The organism is Rhodococcus sp. NPDC059968, from assembly GCF_042738615.1.
Lineage (GTDB): Bacteria > Actinomycetota > Actinomycetes > Mycobacteriales > Mycobacteriaceae > Rhodococcus_F.
In genome coordinates this window covers 1-26,449 of the sequence record NZ_JBHWUE010000116.1, presented here as the reverse complement: position 1 = coordinate 26,449, position 26,449 = coordinate 1, and the positions used below count along the sequence as shown (strand labels likewise).

Annotated in this window: 6 protein-coding genes; 3 read left to right on the top strand and 3 right to left on the bottom strand. The window is 66.5% G+C overall.

What is annotated here, in order from left to right; all coding sequences use genetic code 11:
- The 3 genes from ACFWAY_RS45980 to ACFWAY_RS45970 all read right to left on the bottom strand — a co-directional run.
- Positions 1-16,397: non-ribosomal peptide synthase/polyketide synthase (locus ACFWAY_RS45980; RefSeq protein WP_378515283.1), on the bottom strand; the 16,397-nt coding region annotated here is incomplete at its 3' end.
- A 179-nt stretch (positions 16,398-16,576) separates the two neighbouring features.
- Complete coding sequence (locus ACFWAY_RS45975) at positions 16,577-18,553, bottom strand: prolyl oligopeptidase family serine peptidase (protein WP_378515282.1); 1,977 nt, start codon at positions 18,551-18,553, stop codon at positions 16,577-16,579.
- A gap of 24 nt (positions 18,554-18,577) precedes the next feature.
- On the bottom strand, positions 18,578-19,978 hold the full coding sequence (locus ACFWAY_RS45970; protein WP_378515280.1) for a carotenoid oxygenase family protein: 1,401 nt from the start codon (positions 19,976-19,978) through the stop codon (positions 18,578-18,580).
- 151 nt (positions 19,979-20,129) lie between these two features.
- Here ACFWAY_RS45970 and ACFWAY_RS45965 point away from each other — a divergent pair, with 151 nt between their 5' ends.
- From ACFWAY_RS45965 to ACFWAY_RS45955, 3 genes are all read left to right on the top strand, one after another.
- Positions 20,130-21,392 carry a pyridoxal phosphate-dependent aminotransferase gene (locus ACFWAY_RS45965; RefSeq protein WP_378456205.1) on the top strand — a complete coding sequence of 421 codons (1,263 nt, stop codon included), beginning with the start codon at positions 20,130-20,132 and terminating at the stop codon, positions 21,390-21,392.
- Positions 21,393-21,739: 347 nt separating this feature from the next.
- Positions 21,740-24,769, top strand: a complete 3,030-nt coding sequence (locus ACFWAY_RS45960; protein ID WP_378515279.1) for a DEAD/DEAH box helicase — start codon at positions 21,740-21,742, stop codon at positions 24,767-24,769.
- A complete protein-coding gene (locus ACFWAY_RS45955) occupies positions 24,762-25,595 on the top strand; it encodes an SWIM zinc finger family protein (RefSeq protein ID WP_378515277.1) in 834 nt (277 codons plus the stop codon). The genes ACFWAY_RS45960 and ACFWAY_RS45955 overlap by 8 nt, the downstream gene beginning before the upstream one ends.
- Positions 25,596-26,449 lie beyond the last annotated feature (854 nt).

Here is a 26,449-nt window from a genome sequence, read left to right as displayed (position 1 = left end):
ATCAACAACGCCGCCAACATCGACGGCACGAACGCAGCCACGGTGATACCGGACTCTTCCATCAGTGACAGCAGATAGTCCGGATCCCGATGCCCCTCCGGACGCGCGAGGATCATCCGGGCACCGACGGCCAGCGGAACCAGTAATTCCCACATCGATACGTCGAATGTCACCGGAGTCTTCTGCAGCACGACATCGGAGTCATCGAACTCGTATTCAGCGGCCAACCAGGACAATTGGTTTGCAATCGCGCGGTGGCTGACCGAAACGCCTTTTGGTTTTCCGGTCGATCCCGACGTAAAGATTACGTACGCCAGATTCTCCGGCCGTGCGGATGTCACGACTTCGGACTCCCCCACCGGTTCGGACGAATACGCCGACAAATCCAACGCGTCAAGGCTCAGTACTGGAATCCGGGACGCGCCGAATCCGTCTCGGGAGGTGGACAGGACACACACGGGTGCTGCCGTTTCCAGGATGTAGTCGTTGCGTTCCGGCGGTTGATCAGGGTCCAACGGCACGAATGCAGCACCCGTTCGGAGCACCGCGTAAACCCCTGTCACCAACTCCAGCGACCGGCGCATCCCCAGTGCCACCAACGACTCCGGTCCCACACCCTCGTCGATCAATCTACGAGCCAATCGGTTCACCCGAGCAGAGAACTCGGCATACGACAGCGACTCGTTGTCGTACACGACTGCCACTGAGTCCGGTGTTCGGGCCACCTGCGCATCGAATCCGTCGAGCAGCAGTCCATCCGGGACGTCGTGTCCCGTGATGTTCCACTCGCGCAGCATCCGACGCCGCTCGTTATCGTCGACGATCGAGATGTCGCCCACCGGCATCATCGGATCATCCACCATCGCTTCGAGAATTCGCACGAACCGCCCCGCGATCTCGCGCACCGTCGCGGCGTCGAATACATCCGTCGCGTAGGACAGCGTTCCCACGAATCCAGCCCCGCCATCCGCCGACTCACCCACAGTCATCGACAGGTCGAACTGCACTGCTTGCCGATCGACCTCCACCGGTGACACCGTCAATCCCGGCAACTCCACGGCCGACTGCGTGTAGTTCTGGAACGCCAACATCACCTGGAACAACGGAGAGAACGACTGAGACCGAACCGGATTCAGCTTGTCCACCAACCACTCGAACGGAACATCCGCCCGCCCGAACGCCTCCAGATCCGAATCGCGCATCCGCCCCAGTAGTTCCGCGAACGATTCGCCCGGCTCGTACTGAGCCCGCAACACCAACGTATTGACGAACATGCCCACCAGATCGTCCAACGCCGCATCACCACGGCCCGCCACCGGTGACCCGATCGCGATATCGGTCGCCCCACTCAGCCTCGCCAACAGCACCGCCAACGCCGTATGCACAACCATGAACGGCGTCGCACCCTGTTCACGGGCCAGCGCCGCGAGACGCGCCACCGTTGCCGCCGGCACGGTGAAATCCACGCTGGAGCCGAGGCCCGACCGCACCGGCGGGCGTGGCCTGTCGGTAGGTAACGCCAGCGCATCCGGCAGCCCCGACAACGCACCTATCCAGTACGCGATCTGTTGCGACATCAACGATCCCGGGTCGTCTTCCGAACCCAGCACCTCCCGCTGCCACAACGCGTAATCCGCATACTGCACCGGCAACGGCGTCCAGGACGGCTCATGCCCTGCGTGCCGGGAGGCATATGCCACCAACACGTCTCGGCCCATCGGTCCGGTTGAGAAACCGTCCGCGCAGATATGGTGCACCACCACCGCCAAGACGTGCTCGGACTTCGACACCCGGTACAGCGCCCCGCGCACCGGCACCGATTCCGTGACCTCGAAGCCCGCCGTGAGCAATGCAGCCACCCGCATCCGCAGCTCTTCCTCGTCCGCGACCGGAATCGGCGTCAGGTCCATCGACACTCCCGACGCATGCACGATGCGCTGTGTCGGCCCCTGGTCCGAGTCCGGGAACACCGTCCGCAACGCCTCGTGCCGAGCGAACACGTCGAGCACCGCAGCCTGTATCGCTGCCACATCCAGTTCACCGGACAGGCGGACCACGAGCGGAATGTTGTATGCCGCCGACTCCGGGTCGAACTGGTTGAGGAACCACATCCGCTGCTGCGCCAACGACAACGGAACTCGGTCGGGCCGCTCGCGGCGCGTCAACGCCGGGCGTCCACCCTCACCGGCATGCTCTTCGGCCCGCACCGCCAGCGCCGCCACCGTCGACGCCTCGAAGATCACCCGAACCGGCACACGGGTGTCCAACGCCGCACCCAACCGGGACACCACCTGCGTCGCAACCAACGAATTACCGCCCAACGCAAAGAAATCGTCGTCCAGACCGACCCGCTCGAGCCCCAGCACCTCCGCGAAAATACCCGCCACGACCTCCTCGACCGGCGTAGTCGGCGCCCGAAATTCCCGAACGACGAACGACGGCGCGGGCAACGCCCGTCGGTCGAGCTTCCCACTGGGATTCAACGGCAACACGTCGAGCACTACCAGCACGTCCGGAACCATGTACCGCGGCAGCGAAGTACTCACCACCTCGCGTGTCGCCTCGACGTCGACGGTCCGCCCACTGGTCGGCAGCACATACCCGACCAACTGCTGACCGAATTCACCGTCGCGCACGACCACCACGGCCTGGTCCACCGACTCGTCCGCCGTCAGCGCGGTCTCGATCTCCCCCAACTCGATCCGCAGACCACGTAGCTTCACCTGGAAATCGGTACGACCCAAATATTCGAGGTCGCCGTTCGAATTCCACCGCACCAGATCACCCGTGCGGTACAGCCGCTCACCGGAGTCGGCGAAGGGATTGGCGACGAAACGTTCTGCCGTTAGCGCCCCGCGGGCATGATAGCCGCGGGCGAGCTGGATTCCGGCGAGATACAACTCCCCCGGCACGCCGACGGGCACGCGGTGTAACCGGCGGTCCAGCACGAACGTGCGGGTATTCCTTATCGGTCTCCCGATCGGTATCGGACCCGCCACGCCCCGCAGGCAGCGATGCACGGTCGAGGTCACCGTGGCTTCCGTCGGACCGTAGGTATTGTCCAGCACTGCCTCGGTCCGCGCGGCGAACCGAGCGGCCAAGTCCGAGGACAGCGCTTCTCCGCCGACCGAGACATACCGCAGCGACCGCGGCAGTGCGAGCGACGATTCCGCGAGGAACAATGCGAGCATCGACGGCACGAATTCCAAGATCGTGACGTGCCACCGGACCGACATCCGCATCAGGTACTCGGGATCACGATGTCCTCCAGGCGCGGCAACCACCAATCGAGCACCGACCTGTAGTGGATAGAACAGCTCCCACACCGACGCGTCGAACGTGATGGGCGTCTTGTGCAACACCGTGTCGCGATCGCCGAGCGCGTAGCGGTCACGCATCCACGCAATCTGGTTCACTGCCGAGCGGTGGCTGACCGCGACGCCTTTCGGTCGCCCTGTGGATCCGGACGTGAAGATCGTGTAGGCGAGATTCTCGGGCCGCAGTGGCGCCAGCCTGGACCTGTCGGTCACCGTCTCAGAGTCGAAGACCGACAGGTCCAGGATGTCGACCTCGTCGGCGTCCACCGACGACGGCAGGTCACCACGGTCCGTGGACGTGGTCAGCACCACGACGGGTTTCGCGGTCGCAATCACGTACTCGGTGCGGTCTGCGGGATGCTCCGGATCCAGTGGCAGGTACCCGGCACCGGCTTTGAGCACAGCGTAAATGCTCACCACCATCGCGAGGGAGCGACTCATGCCCAGCCCCACCAGCGACTCCGGTCCTACCTCTCGTGAGATCAGGTATCGGGCCAGCCGATTCGCGCGAGAATCGAACTCGGCGTATGTCAACGACTGTTCCTCGAACACCACCGCCACCGCATCCGGCGTCCGGTGTACCTGCTCGTCGAAGAGCTGCACCAGGGTCCCGCCCTCGACAACCACGGCTGTGGCATTCCATCGCTCCATCGCCGCACGCTCGTCGACGCTTCGCAACTCGAACTCGCCGACCGGTATGGTCACATCGCGTGTGACCGCCCCGAGGATGGTGACGAGTTGGGTCGCGAATCGGGCGACCGTCGATTCCTGGAACAGGTCGAGCGCATAGACGATTGATCCCTCGATTCCGGTCCGATGCCCCTCGGAATCCGAGGTGTCGGTGAAGTGGAATTCGAGATCGAGTTTCGCACCGACGATGTCCGTTTCCAGCGGGGCGATCTCCAGGCCCGGCAGAGTTACCCTGGACCGGACGAAATTGTGAACCACCAGCAGTACCTGGAACAGGGCTGAATGGGCTGTGGAGCGCGTGGGATTGAGGACTTCCACCAGGCGTTCCAGCGGAACGTCGGGGTTGCCAAAGGCGGCGAGGTCGACTTCCCGGACGTCGGCCAGAATATCGGCGAACGGCGTTGCGGGGTCGACGCGGCTTCGCAGCACCAGTGTGTTTCCGAACATGCCGATGAGGTCGTCGAGTGCCGGGTCGCCGCGGCCGGCTATCTGTGTGCCGATGGGGATGTCCTCAGTTCCGCTCAGGCGGGCCATCAGCACCGCCAGCGACGCGTGGACGACCATGAAGAAGGTCGAGTTGAATTCTCGTGCAAGGTGATCGATACGCTCGGCCAGATTCGAACTCAGGGTGAAGCCGACCTTGGCGCCGCGCGGTGATTGTACTGCCGGACGCGGATGATCCGTCGGCAGCTCCACCATCTCCGGCAGATCTGCCAGAACCTCGGTCCAGTACCGCAGTTGTTCCGAGATCAGTGACGTCGGATCATCCTGCGCGCCCAGGATCTCCCGCTGCCACAGGGTGTAGTCCGCATACTGCACCTCGAGCGGCGACCAGCCTGGCTCATGTCCCTCACGCCGCGCGGCGTACGCCACCACGATGTCGCGCGACATCGGCGCTGCTGAGCCGCCGTCACTGGAAATGTGGTGCACTACCATCGCCAGCACGAACTCGTGGTCGTCGAGCTGGAACAGCTTCACGCGCAACGGGACTTCCCGGGACACGTCGAACCCGCACCCGACGAAGTCGAATACGAGGACATGAACCCCCTCCGGAGCGACCCGCTCCGGCGTCACACTCAGCGGGAGCGCCGATGTGGGGACGATTACCTGAGACGGCCCGTGGTCCGAGTCCGGGAACATGGTGCGCAAGGCTTCGTGCCGGTCGATCACGTCGACCAATGCGGTCTGCAGCAATTCGATGTCCAGATCACCGGAAAGCCGAATTGCCAGAGGAATGTTGAAGGCCGCCGACTCCGGGTCGAACTGGTTGAAGAACCACATCCGCTGCTGCGCCAACGACAACGGAATCCGCGCCGGCCGCTCGCGGCGCGTCAACGCCGGGCGTCCACCCTCACCAGCATGCTGCTCGGCCCGCACCGCCAGCGCCGCCACCGTCGACGCCTCGAAGATCACCCGAACCGGCACACGGGTGTCCAACGCCGCACCCAACCGGGACACCACCTGCGTCGCAACCAACGAATTACCGCCCAACGCAAAGAAATCGTCGTCCAGACCGACCCGCTCGAGCCCCAGTACCTCCGCGAAAATACCCGCCACGACCTCCTCGACCGGAGTAGTCGGCGCCCGAAATTCCCGAGCGACGAACGACGGCGCGGGCAACGCCCGTCGGTCGAGCTTCCCACTGGGATTCAACGGCAACGCGTCGAGCATCATCACCTGCGACGGCACCATGTAGTTCGGCAGCGTCTCGCCCACCGTGATGCGCAGCGCCTCGGGGTCCAGGGCAACCTTGGTATCGGCCACTACGTATCCCACCAGTTGTTCACCGGTGTGGGGATCGTGGTGCAAGACCACGACGGTCTGCGCGACTCCTTCGCACCTGCTGAGCGCTGCCTCGATCTCACCGAGTTCGATCCGCAGACCCCGCAATTGCACCTGAGAGTCGATTCGCCCGACGAAGTTCAGTCGTCCGTCTTTCGTCCACCGCACCAGATCGCCCGTGCGGTACATCAGTTCGCCGGAACCCCTGAAGGGATTGGCCACGAATCGAGCTGCCGTGAGTGCACCGCGGGCATGGTAGCCGCGGGCGAGCCCACTGCCCGACAGATACAGCTCGCCGATCACGCCGACCGGAGAGGGATGCAGCCTTGCATCGAGGACAACCGCTCCGGCGCCCTCGATCGGGGTGCCGATCGTGATTCGTTCCTCCGGCACGAGCGGCTCGGTCATGGAGATGATGATGGTGGTCTCTGTGGGACCGTAACTGTTGAAGAAACGACAGGCGGGTGCGAACTTCGCGACCAACTCCGGAGGGCAGACGTCTCCGCCGACGACCACGGCCTGGAGTTCGTCGAGCCCGTCCGGGTCGACGATCCCCAGGGCCGCCGGCGCTGTGATGATGTGGGTGACCCGCTCGACGTGCAGCAACTCCGCGAGCTCGCCGCCACCGATGATCTCGGGTGGAGCGACAACCAAGGTGGCGCCGGCACTGAACCCCGCGATCATCTCGAACACCGACGCATCGAAGCTCGACGACGAGAACCTCAGCACCCGCGAGTTGCCGGTCAAGTTCAGTTCGAGGCGGGCGTCCGCACAGAACGACGCCAGCCCGGCATGGGTTACAACGACACCCTTCGGGACCCCGGTCGAACCCGACGTGTAGATCATGTAGGCCGCATTGGACAACGCCACCGGCGCACCGCGCTCGCCGTCGGTGATCTGTGCCGCCGAAACCTCGTCGCACAGATCCTGCACTTCACCCGCGGTGGGTACCAGCCAGGCAACCTTCCCCGGCAGCGATGTGGTCTCGGCGCTGGTAAGACCGATCACGGCTCCTGAATCGACCAACATGTACTCGATCCGCTCGACCGGCAGTCTCGGATCGACCGGCACGAACCCGCCACCCGCCTTCGCGACCGCCCACACCGCGACCACTGATTCGATGGATCGAGCGAAGGACAGCGCGACAAATGTCTCAGGACCGACACCCCGCGAGATCAACACTCGGGCCAGCCAGTTCGATCGGATGTCGAGGTCCGAATACGACACCTCCACGCCACCGCAGGTCAACGCAACACCCAAGGGGTTCGACGCGACGCCGGCCGCCAGAATCTCCGGCAACGTCCGTGCCGGCACAGGCAGTGGCACTGGGGCCGCAATCGCAAGCACCCGTTGCCGCTCGGCGGGACCCAGCAAGTCGATGTCGCCCACCGGGACGGACGGATTCTCGACGACCGCGTCGAGCACCCGCACGAACCCCTCTGCGATGCCGCGCACCGTCGGAGCATCGAAGATGTCAGTGGTGTACGACAGCCTCCCCGCATACCCGCCCCCGGCCGCCTCACTCAGAGTCATCGAGAGGTCGAATTGCGCGGCCTCCCACTCGACCGCCACCGGTGACACCGTCATACCCGGAAGCTCTATCCTCGAGGGCGCAAAATTCTGGAACGCCAACATCACCTGAAACAACGGCGAGAAGGACTGCGACCGGACCGGATTCAGCTTCTCCACCAACCGCTCGAACGGCACATCCGCCCTGCCGAACGCCTCGAGGTCCGAATCGCGGACCCGCCCCACCAGCTCCGCAAACGACCGACTCGGCTCACAATCGGCCCGCAATACCAATGTATTGACGAACATGCCCACCAGATCGTCCAACGCCGCATCACCACGGCCCGCCACCGGTGACCCGATCGCGATATCGGTCGATCCACTCAACTTCGCCAACAGCACCGCCAACGCCGCATGCACAACCATGAACGGCGTCGCACCCTGTTCACGGGCCAGCGCCGCGAGACGCTCCACTGTCGCCGTCGGCACCGCGAAATCGACACTCGCACCCACACCCGACCGCACCGCCGGACGTGGCCGGTCGAGCGGCAGAGCCAGCACGTCCGGCAGACCCGCGAGCGCATCCGCCCAGTACTCGAGCTCCTGCGACATCAGCGACGTGGGATCGTCCTCCGAGCCGAGAACGTCTCGTTGCCACAGGGTGTAATCCGCATACTGCACCGGCAGCGGGGTCCACGACGGCGCGTCGCCGGCTGTGCGCGTGGAGTAGGCGTGCACCAGATCGCGGGCGAGTACCTGGATCGACCAGCCGTCGATGCTGATGTGGTGCACCACCATCACCAACACGTGTTCGTCAGGAGCCTCGCACCGCACCAATGTCAGAGCGATCGGGATTTGCGTGGTCACGTCGAATCCGCGTGCCACTGCCGCCCGGATCCGTGTATCCAGAGCAGCGGCCGGGACGACGTCGGTCACAACGTCGATCAGATCACCGGTCGCGGCGTGATCGACCGGCAGCACCAGCTGATACGGGCCGTCAGGGGATTCGGGATACATCGTCCGCAGCGATTCGTGCCGATCGAGGATGTCCGCGGCCGCCCGGCGGAGTGCATCGACGTCGAGCGAGCCGGACAGCCGCAGTGCCGCCGCCACGTTGTAGGCACTCGACGCGGGGTCGAACCGATTGAAGAACCACACCCGGGTCTGAGCCAGGGACAGGGGAACCCTGTCCGGCCTCGGGCCGGACACGAGCGCGGGGCGCGGTCCCGCACCGGCGTGCGTCCGGTCGACGACTTTAGCTAGAACCCCTACGGTGGGCGCCTCGAACAGCGACCGCACGTTCAACCCGGTGCCGAGCTCAGCGTTGATCCGGGCTACCACACGGGTCGCGATGAGGGAGTTGCCCCCGAGATCGAAGAAATTGTCCGACATACCGATCCGCGGGGTGCCGAGTACGTCCGCGAGAATCTCCGCGAGGACGGACTCGGTCGGGGTACCGGGCGGGACGAACTGCGCCGAACTCGCGAACTCGGGGACCGGCAGTGCCTTGCGGTCGAGTTTGCCGTTCGCGGTCAAGGGCAGTTCCGCGAGCACGACCAGCGCCGACGGCACCATGTATCGGGGAAGCGTGGCGGCCGCGAAATCGAGGACGGCCCGCTCGGCCGGGGGCCTCCCGGGCGCAGGCACCACGTATCCGGCGAGGTAGTCGCCGGTGGACCCGTCGTTGCGGACCAGTGCCACGGCCTGTGCAACATCGTCGTGCCGGAGCAGCGTCGCCTCGATCTCACCGAGTTCGATGCGCTGGCCGCGAAGCTTGACCTGGAAGTCCGTGCGGCCCAGGTATTCGAGCTGTCCGGTCGGCAGCCACCGAACCAGGTCACCGGTGCGGTACAGCCGACTGCCTTCTCGCGCATTTCCTGCCGCCGCGAAAGGGTTCGCGACGAACCTGTCCGCCGTCAGATCGGACCGGGCCTGATATCCGCGGGCGAGCTGGACGCCGCCGAGATACAACTCCCCCGCTACCCCGACGGGGACGGGACGCAGGCGTCCGTCGAGCACATACGTATGGGTGTTCCAGACCGGCGCTCCGATCGGCACGGTGATCTCGTCCGGCCCGGTCTCGTAGTAGGTCACGTCGACCGCTGCCTCGGTGGGACCGTACAGGTTGTGCAGCTCCGCCCCGCTCACCCGGTGCAGATCCGCCGCCGTCATGGGTGGAAGCGCCTCACCACTGGTGAACACCCGGCGCAACGAACTGCACCCGTCGACATGCGCCCCGGCAAGGAACACGGCGAACATCGACGGGACGAAATGCACGGTGGTCACCGATTCTTCGCGGATCACCCGCTCGAGATAGGCGGGGTCACGGTGCCCGTCCGGTTCGGCGATCACCAGCCGGGCGCCGGTCTGCAACGGCCAGAACAATTCCCACACCGACACGTCGAACGTCACGGGGGTCTTCTGGAGAACCACGTCGTCGTCGCTCAGCGGGTACCGATGCTGCATCCACAGCAGCCGGTTGACGATGCCCTCGTGCGGTACTGCCACACCCTTGGGTCTGCCTGTGGAGCCGGAGGTGAAGATGACATACGCAGGGTTTCGGGTATGCAACGGCCCCAACCGGTCCCGGTCCCGGATGGGGTCATCGGACAGCGCCGATACATCGAGGGTGTCGAGGTCGACGGCCGGAACCTCGCGGGGCAGCGCGGCGCGATCCGCGGTCGTGGTGAGAACGACGACTGGACCGGCGGTTGCCACGACGTACGCGATCCGCTCGGCCGGCTGGTCCGGGTCTATCGGGATGTACGCGCCGCCGGCCTTGATCACGGCATAGATTCCCACCAGCATATCCACCGAGCGTCGCACCGCTACACCCACGAGCGATTCGGGTCCCACACCCGCGCTGATCAGGAACCGCGCCAGCTGATTCGCGCGGGCATCGAACTCTGCGTACGTCAGCACCGTCCCCTCGAACACGACGGCTGGGGCGTTCGGCGTGTGAGCCACCTGCGCGTCGAACAGCTCGGCGAGGGTGAGGCGCGGCACCTGGTGTTCCGTTGCATTCCAGGTGTCGACCACCAGTTCCCGTTCCTTGGGAACGAAAAGGTCGACGTCGCCGACCGGGGTGTCCGCGTCCCGCGCGATGGTCTCGAGAATCCCGATCAGGCGCGCCGCGAGTGTCGTGACGGTATCGCGATCGAAAATTCCGTGCTGGTAACGCAGGCTCAGCCGCAGTTGAGGTTCGAGGATCGACAGCAGGGTGATCGGATAGTGCGTGGCGTCACGCGCATCGAGAGCGGTCACTCGCATTCCCGCGATGTCGGTGTGCTCGTCGAATCCGGACTTGTCGATGGGGTACGACTCGAACACCGACAACGTGTCGAACAGGTTGCCCAGACCTATGCGTGCCTGGATGTCACCGAGTCCGAGGTAATGGTGATCGAGCAGGGAAACTTGCTCACCCTGGAGGCGGGTGAGCAGCTGCGCGCACGTCTCGTCCGGGTCGATGCGCACCCGCACGGGCACGGTGTTGATGAAAAGTCCCAGCATGCTCTCGACACCGGACAGCTGCGGCGGCCGACCCGACACGGTGGCACCGAACACAACGTCGCGACGGGAGAGCAGCCGGGACAGCAGTATTCCCCACGCCGTCTGGACGACGGTGTTCACGGTGACTCCATGGCGCGCCACCGCCGTGTCGAGCGCACCGATCAGGGCCGCGGGCAGTGCGATGTCGACTTCGCCCGGCACGCCGTGCTGTTCCGAGGACGCCTGCGGCGCCAGCAGGGTCGGCTCGTCGAGCCCCTCCAGCGCACGTTCCCAGGCGCGGAGGGAAGCGTCCCGGTCGCGTGTCGCCACCCATTCCAGGTACGTGCTGTACGGCCGCGGCTCCGGGAGGGCGGGAGCGTCGTCCGCGGCATAGCGAACCAGCAGCTCGCGCACCAGCAGTGGCATCGACCATCCGTCGAGGATGATGTGATGGTTGGTCAGTGCCAGCACGTGACTCTCGGGTGCGGTGCGGATCAACAGTAGGCGCACCAGCGGAGGACGGGCGAGGTCGAATCGGGCGATGCGGTCGTGATCGAGGAGACGCTCGAGTTCCTCGCCGGCCGCCGACCCGAACCCGGTCAGATCCACCTCACGCCACGGCAGGTCCACCCGGTCGACAACCAACTGCGCCGGGATACCGGCGTCGTCGTACTCGAATGCGGCACGCAGATTGGCGTGGTGTGCGAGCACGCCGGCGGCGGCACGGCGCAACCGCGCGGAGTCGACCGCACCTTCGAGGTCGATGCGCAGTTGCGCGGTGTAGATGTCCAGCGAATCGGCGGCCAGCGTCGAGTGGAACAGCAGCCCGGACTGCAACGGGGACAGCGACCAGATCTCTCGCAGCCCCGGGTACGAGTGTTCCCAACGCTCGATTCGACTCTGGCTCACCGTGACCAGCTGGCAATCGGATGGTGTCAGACCACCCGCGACGGGCTGAACAGTGTGCGCGGCAAGACCGTCGAGAGCGCTTCGCCACAGATCCGCGAGGGCCGCGACGTCGGAGTCTCGGATCACCCCGGTCGGGTACGCGAACGATGCCGTCAACCGGGGCCCGTCGGGGCTGTCGACCACCATCGCGTTGATGTCGATCACCGCAGCCACGGCCATGCCGGATCCGCTCGCTGTGATCAGATCCGGCGTCTCGGAGTCCGGCATCCAGCCGAGGTCCTGCAACTCGCCGAGGTGTTGCACGCCCACGCGGCCCAGGTAGTTGAAACTGATCTGCGGCTCCGGGAGACCCCCGAGAATCGACCTCGCGCTCTCGTCGAGATGCCGGAGCAATCCGAATCCGACGCCACGGGCAGGCACCGCGACGAGCTGTTCCTTGACGGCCTTGATCACGACACCGGCAGCATGTCCACCGTCGAAGGCCCCACCGAGTTCGACGGCCGGCAGTTCGAGCCGGACAGGGAAGGCGCTGGTGAACCAACCGACGGTACGTGCAAGATCCGCACCGGCCACGGCCTCCTCCTCACGCCCGTGGCCTTCCAACGTCAGTAGCACCGAACGTTCGTCGATCCCGTGCGAGTGTCGCCGCTGCACAACCGCCATCGCCAGCGCCGACAGGAGTCCGTCGTTGACGCCGCAGCCGAATACATCAGGAAGTCGAGCGAGCACCGCATCCGTCACGGCGGCACTCACGTCGATATGTACCCGCTCGGTCGTGCGCATCGTGTCGATCGCGGACGAGATCGGACGTGTGCCGATACGTGGGTCGGGGCCGCTGAGAACCTCACGCCAGTAGGGCAATTCGTTTCTGTGCGCTCCTCGATCTGCCGCATCCTGCAGTCCATACGCCCAGCGGCGGAACGACGTGCCCACCGGATCCAGCGTCGGCGTCTGTCCCGCGCCCAGCTGCAGCCACGCCGTCGCGAGGTCCGGCAACAGCACGCGCCACGACACACCGTCCACCACCAGGTGATGCGCGAGAACCAGCAGTCGGCCTGGTGCACCTGCAGATTCGGAGACACACCACACCAGCTGAAGCATGATCCCGTTTTCCGGGTCCAGGCGAGCCGCAGCCGCCGCACACTCGGCGATCACCACGTCGGTGAACGCACGGCTGCCGGGTACCGCCGCCGTGACGATCCTCGAAATCCGATCGCCGGCCGACACGCTGCCGGCGGCCGTCGTTTCGAACGCCCAGGTACCGTCGCCGTCGGGGACGAACTTCGAACGCAGGGCATCATGGTGATCGAGCACCGCCGCGAGCGTCGCACTCAACCGATCCGGATCGACATCAGACGGCAAGGTCAGCAGCAGCGCCTGGAAGAAGTCGTCGAAGGGGCCCCGCTCGAGCATCGAGTACATGATCGGTGTCAGCGGGATACGCCCGACGCCGGCGCCCTCGAGCTCCTCGAGGACGACCGCTGATTCTGCCTCCACCGGCACCGCCACGGCGGCGATTCCGGCGATCGTCTTGTGCTCGAACACGGCCCGCGAACTGAAGCTGAGGCCGAACTCCCTGGCTCGGGCGGCGATCTGCATCGCGACGATGCTGTCCCCGCCGAGCGCGAAGAGGCTGTCGTCCACACTCACCCGGTCGAGGCCGAGTGCCTCGGCGACGAGACCCGAGAGCTGCTCCTCCGCCGGTGTCGACGCGGCGCGGAACTCGTGTTCAGCTGATCCGAAGTGTGGTTGAGGCAGGGCACTTCGGTCGAGTTTTCCGGCCGCCGTCACCGGCACGTGGTCGAGCCGCAATACCGCCGACGGGACCATGTGGGACGGTACGATTTCGGCGACGCCCTCGACAATCGCGCCCGGATCGAATTCCCGACCGGTGCCGAGGCGCACGTACGAGACCAGCGCCGTCGTGCCACTCGCCGTCCGGTGAACCACCGTCGCCGCGAAGTCGACGCCGTCCTGGGCGAGCAGTGCCGAGTCGATCTCGCCGAGTTCGATACGGAAGCCACGGATCTTGACCTGGGTGTCGGACCGGCCGATGAACTCGAGCGTGTAGTACTTCGCCTCGGCTCCCTGCGACGACCGCACCCAGCGCACCTCGTCACCGGTGCGGTAGAGGCGAGACCCCGGCTCACCGAAGGGGTTGGCCACGAATCGGTTCGCCGTCAGCCCGTGCCGGTGGTGATAGCCGCGTGCGACTCCGGGGCCGGCGAGGTAGAGCTCACCCACCACCCCGACGGGCACCGCGCGGAGCCTGCGGTCGAGCACCACGACGCTCGCACCCTGGATCGGGCGGCCGATGGTAATCGGTTCGCCCGGCGTCAGCGGCTCACCTGCGGTGATGATGATGGTCGTCTCGGTCGGCCCGTAACTATTGGTGAAGCGACACACCTGGCCGAACCGCTCCACGAGGTCGGGGGTGCATACGTCCCCGCCGACCACCACCGCCTCGAGATGTTCGAGCCCACGCGGGTCGACTGTGTTCATCACCGTGGGAGCGGTGATGATGTGGGTCACGTGCTGTTCGCTCAGCAGGTCGACGAGGTCGGTTCCACCGTGCACCTCGGGCGGGGCGACGACCATCGTGGCGCCGGCGCTGAAGGCCTGGATCATCTCGAATACCGAGGCGTCGAAGCTGGCCGACGAGAACCGCAGCATCCGCGATTCGTCGTGAATGCCGAGTTCCGGGCGGGCGCCGGCCGCGAAGTTCGACAGACCGGTGTGGGTGACGACGACCCCTTTCGGAAGCCCGGTCGATCCCGACGTGTAGATCATGTACGCGGGGTGGTGGACCGACAGCGGGGCGAGGCGATCCATGTCGCCGATCGCGGCGCTCCGCTCTCGGTCACAGCGTGCGCGCACCTCGTCGTCGTCGAGGACGAGCCAGTGAATGCCGTCGGGAAGTGTTGCACGCAGTTCGTGCATCGTGAGCCCCACCAGTGCCCCCGAATCGGACAGCATGTGGGCGACTCGCTCGGGTGGCAGCTTCGGATCGACAGGCACGAAGGCGGCCCCGGTCTTGGCGACCGCCCAGAACGCGACGAGTGACTCTGCCGATCTGGGGAGACTCAGCGCGACGAAGGTTTCCGGTCCGGCCCCCGATTCGATCAGTAGTCGCGCCAGTTGATTGGATCGATGGTCGAGCTCGCGGTATACGACCTCCCTTCCCGACGCGCGAATCGCGATTGCGTCCGGCGAGGCGGCAATGCCGTCGGCCAGCAAGTCGGGGAGGAGCCGTTCCGGCTCTGCCCGCGGACCACAACACGGCACGAGATCCGCGCGTTCGTCGGCGTGCAGCACGTCGAGAGCGGCGATGCGGTCGGTGGCGGCCGACGCAGCGAACGCGGCGAAGAATTCGAGGAACCGAGCGTGGTGACCGCGCAGCGCCTGCTCGGTGTATAGATTCGGGTTGGCCTCGAAGTCGACCTGTGCCACGTCGCCTGCGACACCGGGATAGATGTTCACTGCGAGGTCCTCCACCGGACCGGTGGTCAGTACGTGGAGCCGGCCGATCGACGGACCGAGCCGAATCTCGTCGTGGAACATCATGATGTTGATCGACGGCCCGAAAAAGCCGCGACGTCCACCCAGGACGCCCGTGTCCCGTCGTATGTCCTCGTGCCGGTACCTCTGGTGACGTAGTGCTCCGGTCAGCTCCCGTTGCGTCCGTCTCATCAAGTCGACGGGGGTCGTTTCGTCGCCGACCGAGAGTCGGATCGGAAGGACGTTGGAGATCATGCCGCCCGAGCGGCGCAGCCGGGCGGTGGTGCGTGCCGAGACCGGCAAGCTCAACACCACGTCGTCCTGGCCGGTCAGGCGGGACAAGAATGCAGCGACGGCAGCCACGGCGGCTGTCGCGAACGTCGCTCCGGGTTCCCGGTCGGTCAGACTCCGCAGTGCGGCTGTCGTAGCGGCGGACAGCGGCGCGCTGCTCACCAGTGACTGCGCCCCGATCTCGGCCGCTCGCCCGGCGAGGCTGATCGTTGGTGGAAGGTTATGGCTGCGTTCGGCCCAGTACTTGCGGTCGGACTCGAATCGGCTCGAGGTGCGGTAGCGCGCCTCTTCTTCGACGACCTCCTGCAATCCACTCGCGGTGAACTCGGCCGGCGGGCGCCCCTCGACCGCCGCGGTGTACAGCTCCGCGGCGCGGTTCATGAACGTCATGGCACCGAAACCGTCGAGGGCGATGTGGTGAATTCGGGAGTACCAGAGGTAACAGTCGTCGGCGATGCGCAACATTGCCGAGCGGATCAGCCGATCGTGGAGGAGATCGATCGGGTTGCTGTACTCGGCGCGCATCCACGCCTGAGCCGCCGCCCGCGGATCAGGGTCGGAACGGAAGTCGAGATGTGTCATCTCGAAGCCGAGCGACTCGTCGACCGTCTGGAGCGGCTCACCGTCCCACTCGACGATTCGGAGCAGTCCGGTACCGAGTTCCCGGAGTGCGGCGGGTCCGATCCGTGCGAGCAGGTCGATGTCGAGATCAGCGATTCCGACCTCTACGTACTGAGCGATGACGATCGGAACGTCGCCCAGCAGGTGCTGGGCGAACCACATTCCACGTTGTGCGGCGGAGAGGGGGAACGGCTCGGACACCGGTGCCACATTCGCCATCACCGTGTCCGAATGGACGGAATTCGTATCGAGATCGTCCAGCGATGACACCCTCGGCCCTCGGCAATCCATAGATCGACACTGAAGCGCGCGAAGGGAACACCCATTTCACTCAGCTGCGGCTATCGACTCCTCTTTCCGACGCTACCCGTGGCCACGCCGCCCACGCGAGTACCTTGCTCCGTTCATACCGCGTGGTCTCTACATCTCCGCAATCAGAGAAGAGCACAACGACCGGTTTGTTTTGTGTATCAAAACGTTCGGGTTCCGGTTCGACGGTCAGCCGTTGGTGGCCGCCAGAGTTCGAGTCGCGGAATGTCCGGTGGCTCGAATCCCAGCACCTGGCCGTAGAAGGACAGTTCGGCGTTCCGCGAGCTGATCAGGGTGGCCAGCTTCCGGAATCCGTGCGACTCCCCCTCGTACTCGAGGTAGGCGTGCGGGATGCCCTTCTCCACGAGCGCATCCCGGAACCGTTCCGCCTGCGACGGCGGCACGATCGGATCGTCGAGCCCCTGTAGGAGCAGAACCGGGCAGTTCAGTCCGGCAACGTTGTTCAGCGGTGCACGCTCGGCGTAGAGGTCGGCCGCCTCGGGCAGCGGGCCGATGAGGCCGTCGATGTATCGGGACTCGAAATCGTGTGTCTCCTTCACGAACCCGTCGAGTTCCGCCACCCCGAAGTAGGACGCACCGCAGGCGAACACGTCCGACGTGGTCAGCGCCGCGAGCACGGTCCACCCGCCGGCGGATCCGCCCTCGATCGCCAGCCGGCCGGGGTCCGCCATGCCCGCCTCGGCCAGGCCGGTCACCGCGGTCACCACGTCCTCGACGTCGACGACCCCCCACTGTCCCCGCAAGCGGTTGCGATACTCGCGCCCGTATCCCGTGGACCCGCCGTAGTTCACGTCGACGACGCCGATGCCGCGACTGGTGAAGAACGCGAACACGGGATTCAGCGAAGGCGCGACCCGCGACGTCGGTCCGCCGTGCACGAACGCCACATACGGCGGCAACTCCCCGTCCTCGCCCCGGTACCGCGGGTGACGCGGCGGGTAGGCGATCACGTGGACTTCGCGTTCGGCGCCCTGGAACGTCAGCTGCCGGGCCTCGGGGAGATATGCCGCCTCGGGAAGTTCGGTGACGGACAGCCGGACCGTGCGGACTGCGCCGGTGTCGAGGTCGAGTTCACGCAGGCCCGACGGGGTCTGGGCGCCGCCGGTGAGCAGCAGGATCCGGTTGCCGTTGCGGTCCCCGAGGCCGACGCTGGTGAGCCCGTCCAGAGGGATGTCCACGAGCGAACCGGTCGCGGGATCGAGGACGGCGAGCGTGTCGGTTCCGAACGTCCTCACGGTCAGGAGCGTGCCGTCGTCGCGGCGGGTGTGCCAGCGGCCGCCGAGCATCCACAGCGCGCCGCCGAAGTCGGCGTCCATCGGGCACATAGCGACCGGGTCGGGATCGTCGATGCCGACGCGGTAGAGATTCCACCACCCGCTGCGGTCGCTGATCGTGTACAGCTCGGTGGGCCCGACCCACTCCGGTTGCAGCACCGATTCCTCGGGACCGCCGAGAAGTGTCCGCACCTTCCCGGTCACCCGGCCGCCCTCAACCGCCACGACCCTGAGCTCGGTGCCGTCCCACGGCATCTGCGGGTGATCCCACGCGATCCAGGCGAGGTGCCTGCGATCCGGGGACAGCCGCGGATTGGCCAGGAAGTCCGAGCCGGCGACGACGGACCGCACTCGATGCGGATCGTTCGCCGCCGACCCGTCCAGCGGAATCACGCAGATGTCGCGGGAGACGCCGCCGTCCGTGTCGTGCATCTCGCGGACGGCCCACACCTCGCCGTCGACCACCGACAGGTCGCCGTACCGCAGCGAGCACGGCTGCGGCGGCTCCGGTGTCAGCGGCACCGGTGTCCCGCCTTCCAGCAGGTACAGACGCTGATCGCTGAACTCGGCGAACACCAGGCGGCCGGCATCGGTGACGGTCCAGGCGCCGCCGCCGTACTCGTGAATGCGGGTGCGGGCGTTCCACGGCGCGGGCAGGACGTCTTCCGGTTCGTCGTCCAGACCGAGGCGCCGCACCGCGACCCGGCCGCCTTCGCTGGGCCGCAGTTCCGACCACCACACGTCGTCGCCCACGTACCGGCCGCCCTCGACCGGGTGGCCGCTGGAGGCGAGATCCGCCGCCGCGATCGGAGAGGGCCAGGAACCGTAAGGCGCAGAGGTCATCCGCCGAGGATATTCCGCCGTCCGCTACTCCGCAGGCAGCCACGCGCCGTGAAGGCCCGCCGGAACCCGGATCGGCAGCCGCACCTTCCCGATCGGCCCCGACCCGGGGTCGACGACGGGCAGCACGAAGAACCAGGACGACATGTCGCCCCGGTCGGTGCCGATCATTCCCCAGTACTCGTGCTCGGCGCCGGGCATGAAGATCGGCTCACCCACCGACACGCTCCCCGGATCCCAGTGCGCCTCGGTGCCGCGGACCGTGTCGAAGAACCACAGCGAATCCTGCCGGCCCTGGCCGCGGTCGAGTTTCCCGACGGTCGCCACCGTGCGGTGCCCTCGGGTCAGCTCACGGTCGTCGACCCGCGGGAACTCGACGTCGCGGTCGCACACCACCTCTCGCGTCACCCGTCCACTGCCGGGGTCGACGACGGCGCGAACCAACGAGCCGAGCGACGGCGACGGGGCCTTCGCGAACCCACCGGGATACGTCCACTCGACGTAGTCGACGCTCACCCTCCCGTCGGGCAGATCGAAGGCGTTCGCGAAGTGCCACACCCAGTAGGCGGCGTGCGTCGTCCACCGGACCGGCCCGCCGTCGCGGGGCACCAGCGCGATCCTCGTGCCGTCCTCGGGCCGCCAGTCGAGCACGGACCCGCCGGTCAGCACGGCGGCGATGTCGAAGACCAGCGGGCACAGCATCAGAACGATGTAGTGCTCGGTGAGCGCCATGTCATGGATCATCAGCGGTGTGTCCACACCTTCGACCGGCGTCGGTGTCCGCGCGACCGAGCCGTCGCGGTTCACCACCGACCACGTCAGGTACGGGGCCTCGAGCTGGTAGTTGAACAGCACCATCTGTCCGGTGACCGGATCGATCTTGGGGTGCGCGGTGCTCCCCACACCCATGGCGCCGTCACAGTTCTCCCGCCCCAGCGTGCTCAGGTCGGCGGGGTCGAGGCGGAACGGCAGCGTGGTCTCGGCCATCGCGAGCAGCCGTCCGCCGTGCCGGACGATGTTGATGTCGGGCAGCTCGCGCGACGTGCCCGCGAGTTCGGGCCCCACTTCGTCCTCCGTCGGCGTGTAGAGGTCGGTGACCCCGGGCCAGATGACGTGCCCGGCCTTCTCCTCCGCCTGCACCATCGGGGTTCGGACGAAGCGGTTGGTGTATCGGGCCGCACCGTCGGCCAATTCGACTCGGTGCACCATGCCGTCGCCGTCGAGCGGATAGACGTACGTCCCGATCGGGTCGAAGCGCGGATTCGGTCCGTTGCGCAGGTAGGTGCCGTGCAGATCGGCGGGCAACTCACCGATCACCTCGAGATCCCGGACGTCCACCTCCTCCCGTTGCGGCGCGAACACCCCGACGAGATGGCTGTGGTGCGCGATGTCGACGGGTCCGGGACGACGGGATACAGGTGCTGACATGTGGGGTTCTTCCCTCCGGGCGCGGTGGACACGAGACGGATCTGGCCCCCTCTCGAGGGTACGGCGGCCACCTGCGCGGGCGGGGTGTTTCGACGACGCGACGACGGGCCGATACCCACCAGTAGAAATCCGGTTGCCCAGGAGTGGGAGAATGACGCTCGTGAGCAACCCAGACCACGGCCATCACCGCATGCCGCACCGCAAGCTGGAGCAGTCCACCAAGCTTCAGAACGTGCTCTACGAGATTCGTGGACCGGTACATGCCCACGCCGCCCGGCTGGAGGCGGAAGGCCACCGGATCCTCAAGCTCAACATCGGCAACCCCGCGCCGTTCGGTTTCGACGCGCCGGATGTGATCATGCGCGACATGATCGCCGCGCTCCCGTACGCGCAGGGTTACTCCGAGTCCAAGGGCATCCTGTCGGCACGGCGCGCGATCGTCACCCGCTACGAGCTGGTCGCCGGGTTCCCCGAACTCGACGTCGACAACATCTACCTGGGCAATGGCGTGTCCGAGCTCATCACGATGACGATGCAGGCGCTCCTCGACAACGGCGACGAGGTGCTGATCCCGGCGCCGGACTACCCGCTGTGGACGGCGATGACGAGCCTCGCCGGCGGCACCCCGGTGCACTACCTGTGCGACGAGGGCAACGACTGGAACCCCGACATCGCGGACATCGAGTCGAAGATCACCGACAAGACCAAGGCGCTGCTGGTCATCAACCCGAACAACCCGACGGGTGCGGTGTACTCGATGGAGGTGCTGCAGCAGCTCGTCGACCTGGCGCGCAAGCATCAGCTGCTGCTTCTCGCGGACGAGATCTACGACAAGATCCTGTACGACGACGCCAAGCACATCTCACTCGCGACGTTGGCCCCGGACCTGCTGTGCCTGACGTTCAACGGGCTGTCGAAGGCGTACCGCGTCGCCGGCTACCGGTCCGGTTGGGTGGCCATCACGGGCCCGAAGGAGCACGCCGCGGGTTTCCTCGAGGGACTCGACCTGCTGGCGTCGACGCGTCTGTGCCCGAACGTGCCCGGTCAGCACGCCATCCAGGTGGCGCTCGGTGGGCACCAGAGCATCGAAGACCTGATCCTGCCGGGTGGTCGACTGCTCGAGCAGCGTGATGTGGCCTGGGAACGCCTCAACATGATTCCGGGTGTGTCGTGTGTGAAGCCGAAGGGCGCGCTGTACGCCTTCCCCCGTCTCGACCCGAACGTGTACGAGATCTACGACGACGAGAAGCTGGTCCAGGACCTTCTGCTGCAGGAGAAGATCCTGATGGTGCAAGGCACCGGCTTCAACTGGCCCGACCACGACCACCTCCGCATCGTGACGCTGCCATGGGCGCGTGATCTCGCTGTCGCCATCGAGCGGTTCGGTAACTTCCTCACCAGCTACAAGCAGTAGCATCGGAGCACCGCAAGCGACACGCGCGTCGCTTGCGTATCTCCTGGGGAAACATGGACACCTGGGGGAAACATGGTCACCGGCACCCGAGCGCGTTACGGACAGTTCGTCCACAAACGACGGCGTTTGCTGAACCCCACGCAGGATCAGGTCACGACTGCGGGTCGCCCGTCCGCCGCCGCCCAGACGCGGGCCGAGAACGGGTCGTCGGATCCGAGCATCGAGACCGTTCAGGTGCTACGAGGATGAACTCGAGGATCTCGAGTAGCTGAACCGGCGCGCTGCGTCACGCGGCAGTGTCGCCCCGGTTAACATGGCACCGCACACCACGACAGAGGGGAACCCGAATGCTGGTTTTGCACGGCTTCTGGTCCACGTCGAGGGGCTTGTGCCTTTGGGCCGAGGATTCCGATCGCCTGGTGAAGAGCCCGAGTCAGGCATTGCGTTCTGCACGGCCGCACCCGTTCGCCGCGCCTGCCGACGCCATCGCGGGCATCCACGCCGGCAAGCCCGGCACCGCCGTGCTGTTGTTGCCGTCGTTGCGGTCCGCGCCGTTGGACTCGCCCGAGCTGATCCGGATCACCCCGCGACCGGCCGCGCGGACAGATGCCACGCTCTTGCCGTGGACGGTTCCAGTGGTGCAGTTGGATGCCGCGTCCGCGCCGGCCGTTCTTGACGAGCCGGTGGCCGAGGTCCGGTACGGCGCGTCCGTCGGCTTCCTCGCCCACATCGCGGCGTTCGCGCGTGAACTGGTGGAGCGTGGGCGGATGCTGCCGGCGCTACGGCGCGACGCACACGGCGCGATCGCGTGCTGGCGTCCGGTCTTGCAGGGTCCAGACGTCGTTGCCATGACCTCGCTGACCGCCGCGATGCCGCCAGTATGCCGCGCCGAACAACGCGCGCACGACCCACACGTGCTGGCGATGTCGGCGCTGTACGCGATGGTGGACGCGGCGACGCGCGCGGCACTGCCAGACGGGACCGACCTAGTGCCGCCGCGCCGCGGGCGCCGTCCGAAACACCCACCGGCAGTCGAGGCGTGGCTGACCGCGTTGACCGGCCCGGACGGCCGGTTCGATGTCGACCCCAATGGATTCGATGCGCTCACCGAGGCGTTGCGGCAATGGGACGACTTTGGAATCGGCGCGGTCGGTCCGGCGAGGGCGACATTCCGGCTGACCGAGAACGAGACCGGCGACCAGGAGGCCTCCGCCGACTCGTCGTGGCGGCTGGAGTTCCTGCTGCAGTCTACGGAGGATCCCAGCCTGCTGGTCCCCGCCGAGCAGGCGTGGAACGATGACGGCAGCCTGCGCCGGTGGCTCGACCGCCCGCAGGAGTTGCTGCTCGCCGAGCTCGGCCGGGCCAGCCGGATCTTCCCGGAGCTCGCGGCCGGGCTGCGCATCGCGCGCCCGTGCGAGCTTGTGCTCGACCCCGAAGGTGCGTACCGGTTCCTGGCCGCCACGGCCGCGCTGCTCGACGAGGCCGGGTTCGGTGTTCTGCTGCCGTCGTGGTGGGACCGCCGCCGCAAGCTGGGGCTCGCGCTCTCCGTGCACACCCCAGTCGAGGGCGTCGTAAGCAAGACCAGCAAGTTCGGCCGCGACCAGCTCGTCGAGTTCCGCTGGGAGCTGGCCGTCGGCGGCGACACGCTGACCGAGGACGAGATCGCGGTGCTCACCGCGACCAAGGCTCCTTTGATCCGGCTGCGCGGCCAGTGGGTGGCGGTGGACCCGGAGCAGCTGCGCCGGGGTTTGGAGTTCCTGGAGCGCGAACCGGCCGGGCACAAGACCGCGGCCGAGATCATCGCGTTGGCCGCCCGCCACCCCGACGACCTCGACACCCCCCTCGAGGTCACTGCGGTGCGGGCCGATGGTTGGCTGGGTGACCTGCTCAGCGGCGCGGCAGCGCAGTCGCTGCGGCCGCTCGAACCGCCGCAAGGGTTCACCGCGACGCTGCGCCCCTACCAGCAGCGCGGGCTGTCGTGGCTGGCGTTCCTGTCCTCGCTGGGGCTGGGCAGCTGCCTGGCCGACGACATGGGTCTCGGCAAGACCGTCCAGTTGCTGGCCGTGGAAACCCTGCAGCGGCACCAGGATCCAAGCATCGGACCCACCCTGCTGCTGTGTCCGATGTCGCTGGTCGGCAACTGGCAGCGCGAGGCCGCGAAGTTCGCGCCCGGCCTGCGGGTGTACGCGCACCACGGCGGCGAACGGCTGCACGGCGACGCGCTACGCAATCTCCTCGATCAAACCGACCTGATCGTCAGCACCTATGCAACCGCCACCCGGGATATCGACGAGCTCGCGGCCTACGAATGGAACCGCGTCGTGCTGGACGAGGCGCAGGCCGTGAAGAACAGCCTGTCCCGCGGGGCCAAGGCCGTGCGCCGGCTGCAGGCCGGGCACCGGGTGGCGTTGACCGGGACACCGATGGAGAACCGGCTCGCCGAGCTCTGGTCCATCATGGACTTTCTCAATCCCGGATTGCTCGGCTCCTCAGAGCTGTTCCGCACCCGCTTTGCGATCCCGGTCGAACGGCACGGGCAGACCGAACCGGCCGAGCTGCTGCGCGCGATCACCCGGCCCTACATCCTGCGCAGGGTCAAGACCGACCCGGCGATCATCGACGACCTGCCCGAGAAGATCGAGATCAAACAGTACTGCCAGCTCACCACCGAGCAGGCCTCGCTGTATCAGGCCGTCGTCGCCGACATGATGGAGAAAATCGAGAACACCGACGGGATCGAGCGCCGCGGCAACGTGCTAGCTGCGATGGCCAAGCTCAAGCAGGTGTGCAACCACCCGGCGCAGCTGCTGCACGACCGCTCGACCGTCGGCCGCAGGTCCGGGAAGGTTATCCGGCTGGAGGAAATCCTGGAGGAAATCCTGGCCGAGGGCGACCGGGTGCTGTGCTTCACCCAGTTCACCGAGTTCGCGGAGCTGTTGGTGCCGCACCTGGCCGCGCGCTTCGGCCAGGACGTGGCCTACCTGCACGGCGGCACCCCGAAGAAGCGGCGCGACGAGATGGTGGCCCGGTTCCAGTCGGGCGACGGGCCACCGATCTTCCTGCTGTCGTTGAAGGCGGGCGGCACCGGACTGAACCTCACCGCCGCCAATCATGTTGTGCACCTGGACCGCTGGTGGAACCCGGCAGTGGAGAACCAGGCGACCGACCGCGCTTTCCGGATCGGACAGAACCGAACGGTGCAGGTGCGCAAGTTCATCTGCACGGGCACGCTCGAGGAGAAGATCGACCAGATGATCGAGGATAAGAAGGCGCTGGCCGAGCTCGTGGTCACCGACGGCGAGGGATGGCTGACCGAATTGTCCACCCGGGATCTGCGCGATATGTTCGCACTGTCCGAGGGGGCCGTCGGTGAGTAACTGGTATCCGCCGCCGTCGCGCCCTCGGCCGGTCGAAGGCGGGCTCAAGGCACGCAGCACCCGCGGCGCGATCGCTCAGAGCTGGTGGTCGGAGCGGTTCATCGCGGTATTGGAGGACATCGGCCTGGGCAACCGGCTCCAGCGCGGCCGAACCTATGCACGCAAGGGGCAGGTGATCTCGCTTGAGGTGGTGCCGGGCTCGGTCACGGCCCTGGTGCAGGGCAGCCGGGCCCGGCCGTACCGGGTGCGGATCGGGATCGCCGCGTTCGGCAAGTCCGAATGGGTGCAGGTCGAACGGCGCCTCGCCGAGAACGCTTGGTACACCGCCAAACTGCTGTCGGGCGAGATGCCCGGCGACATCGAGGACGTGTTCACCGGGCTGGGTCTGTCGTTGTTTCCCGCCACCGCCCGAGACCTGTCGCTCGACTGCTCATGCCCCGATCGCGCGGTCCCGTGCAAGCATCTTGCCGCCACGTTCTACCTGCTCGCCGAGTCCTTCGACGACGACCCGTTCGCCATCCTCGCGTGGCGCGGCCGCGAACGCGAGGATCTGCTGGCCAACCTGCAGGCCGCCCGCACCGACGGACCTCCGGCCGCCGACCGCACGGAACCGACAACCCGGCCGCTCGCAGACTCCCTCGACACCTACTACTCCATGCAAACCGCGCCACGGGGGCCGAGGCCCCCGTCGACGTCCGCCACTGCCATCCTCGACCAGCTTCCCGAAATCGCCGTCGCCGTTCGCGGACGCCCGCTGCCCGAGCTGCTGCGACCCGCCTACCAGGCGCTCGGGCGCGGTGACGAGTCAATGTCAGGCACCGGCTGACATCCACAATCCATTTCGTCGGTGGAACTCGCCGAAAATCAACACAGCAACCGCTTGGCGGAGTTCGATGTCGAACGAGATTATCGGTTGGCCGAGTCGACAACTGAAATGGTCACCCGGCGACACGACGGAACTCAGGGTGCCGTAGTTGTTGATTTCCGGAGCTGTGAGCTGCGTTTTCAAGTTCCCAGGATCAGGTCGACCACGTGAACAAAGGTTGGCGGCGGGTCGCCGGCAGCCGCGGGCGATGTTGGATCGCCGGGCCCGGCGGTGCAAGCTGATCGCGGTGTTCCGCAACGTCGCCATCACCTGCGGTCCGCTGCCGGCGCGGATCGTGGAACGGTCCTCGGCGAACGTCACCTCCCACACCCAGTGGATCTTGTTCCCAATGGTCCAATAACCGCGGATCCACGCCGACAACAGCTTCGGTAGTGCCTGCTCGCACGGCAGTAGACAGATCGCGTAGACAACCTCGACACTCCATCGTTCGGTGCCGATCCTGCGCCAGCGCCGGGTGATCTGCGCAACCTGCTGTGCGTACGGAAACCGCAGGCCCCGAGACACAGCTCGGTTTCGGCACCGGAGATCAGGTCGAGCATCCACCCGACACGAACGTCGAGGTCGTCGAGCCCGATCGGCTCACCGGTCGCGTCATCGACAGCCAGGTACGGGCGGGTGGTGAACGAGAACTGCCGCAGCGCAGTGAACCCACTGGTCGAACTCTGTCGACGTATATTGGCATCCGCGGTCGCTATTAGTCCGAAGTTGCGATGGGTTTGTCCTGGTATTTACGGCTGAGCTGCAGCGGGAGCATGAGACACACCCCTGGTGTAGTCACTAAAATGATTGCCACT

Excerpts from the sequence above, each read along its gene's own strand:
- ACFWAY_RS45975 (WP_378515282.1), bottom strand. The coding sequence starts at position 18,553 with ATGACCTCTGCGCCTTACGGTTCCTGGCCCTCTCCGATCGCGGCGGCG.
- ACFWAY_RS45970 (WP_378515280.1), bottom strand. The coding sequence starts at position 19,978 with ATGTCAGCACCTGTATCCCGTCGTCCCGGACCCGTCGACATCGCGCAC.
- ACFWAY_RS45965 (WP_378456205.1), top strand. The coding sequence starts at position 20,130 with ATGACGCTCGTGAGCAACCCAGACCACGGCCATCACCGCATGCCGCAC.
- ACFWAY_RS45960 (WP_378515279.1), top strand. The coding sequence starts at position 21,740 with ATGCTGGTTTTGCACGGCTTCTGGTCCACGTCGAGGGGCTTGTGCCTT.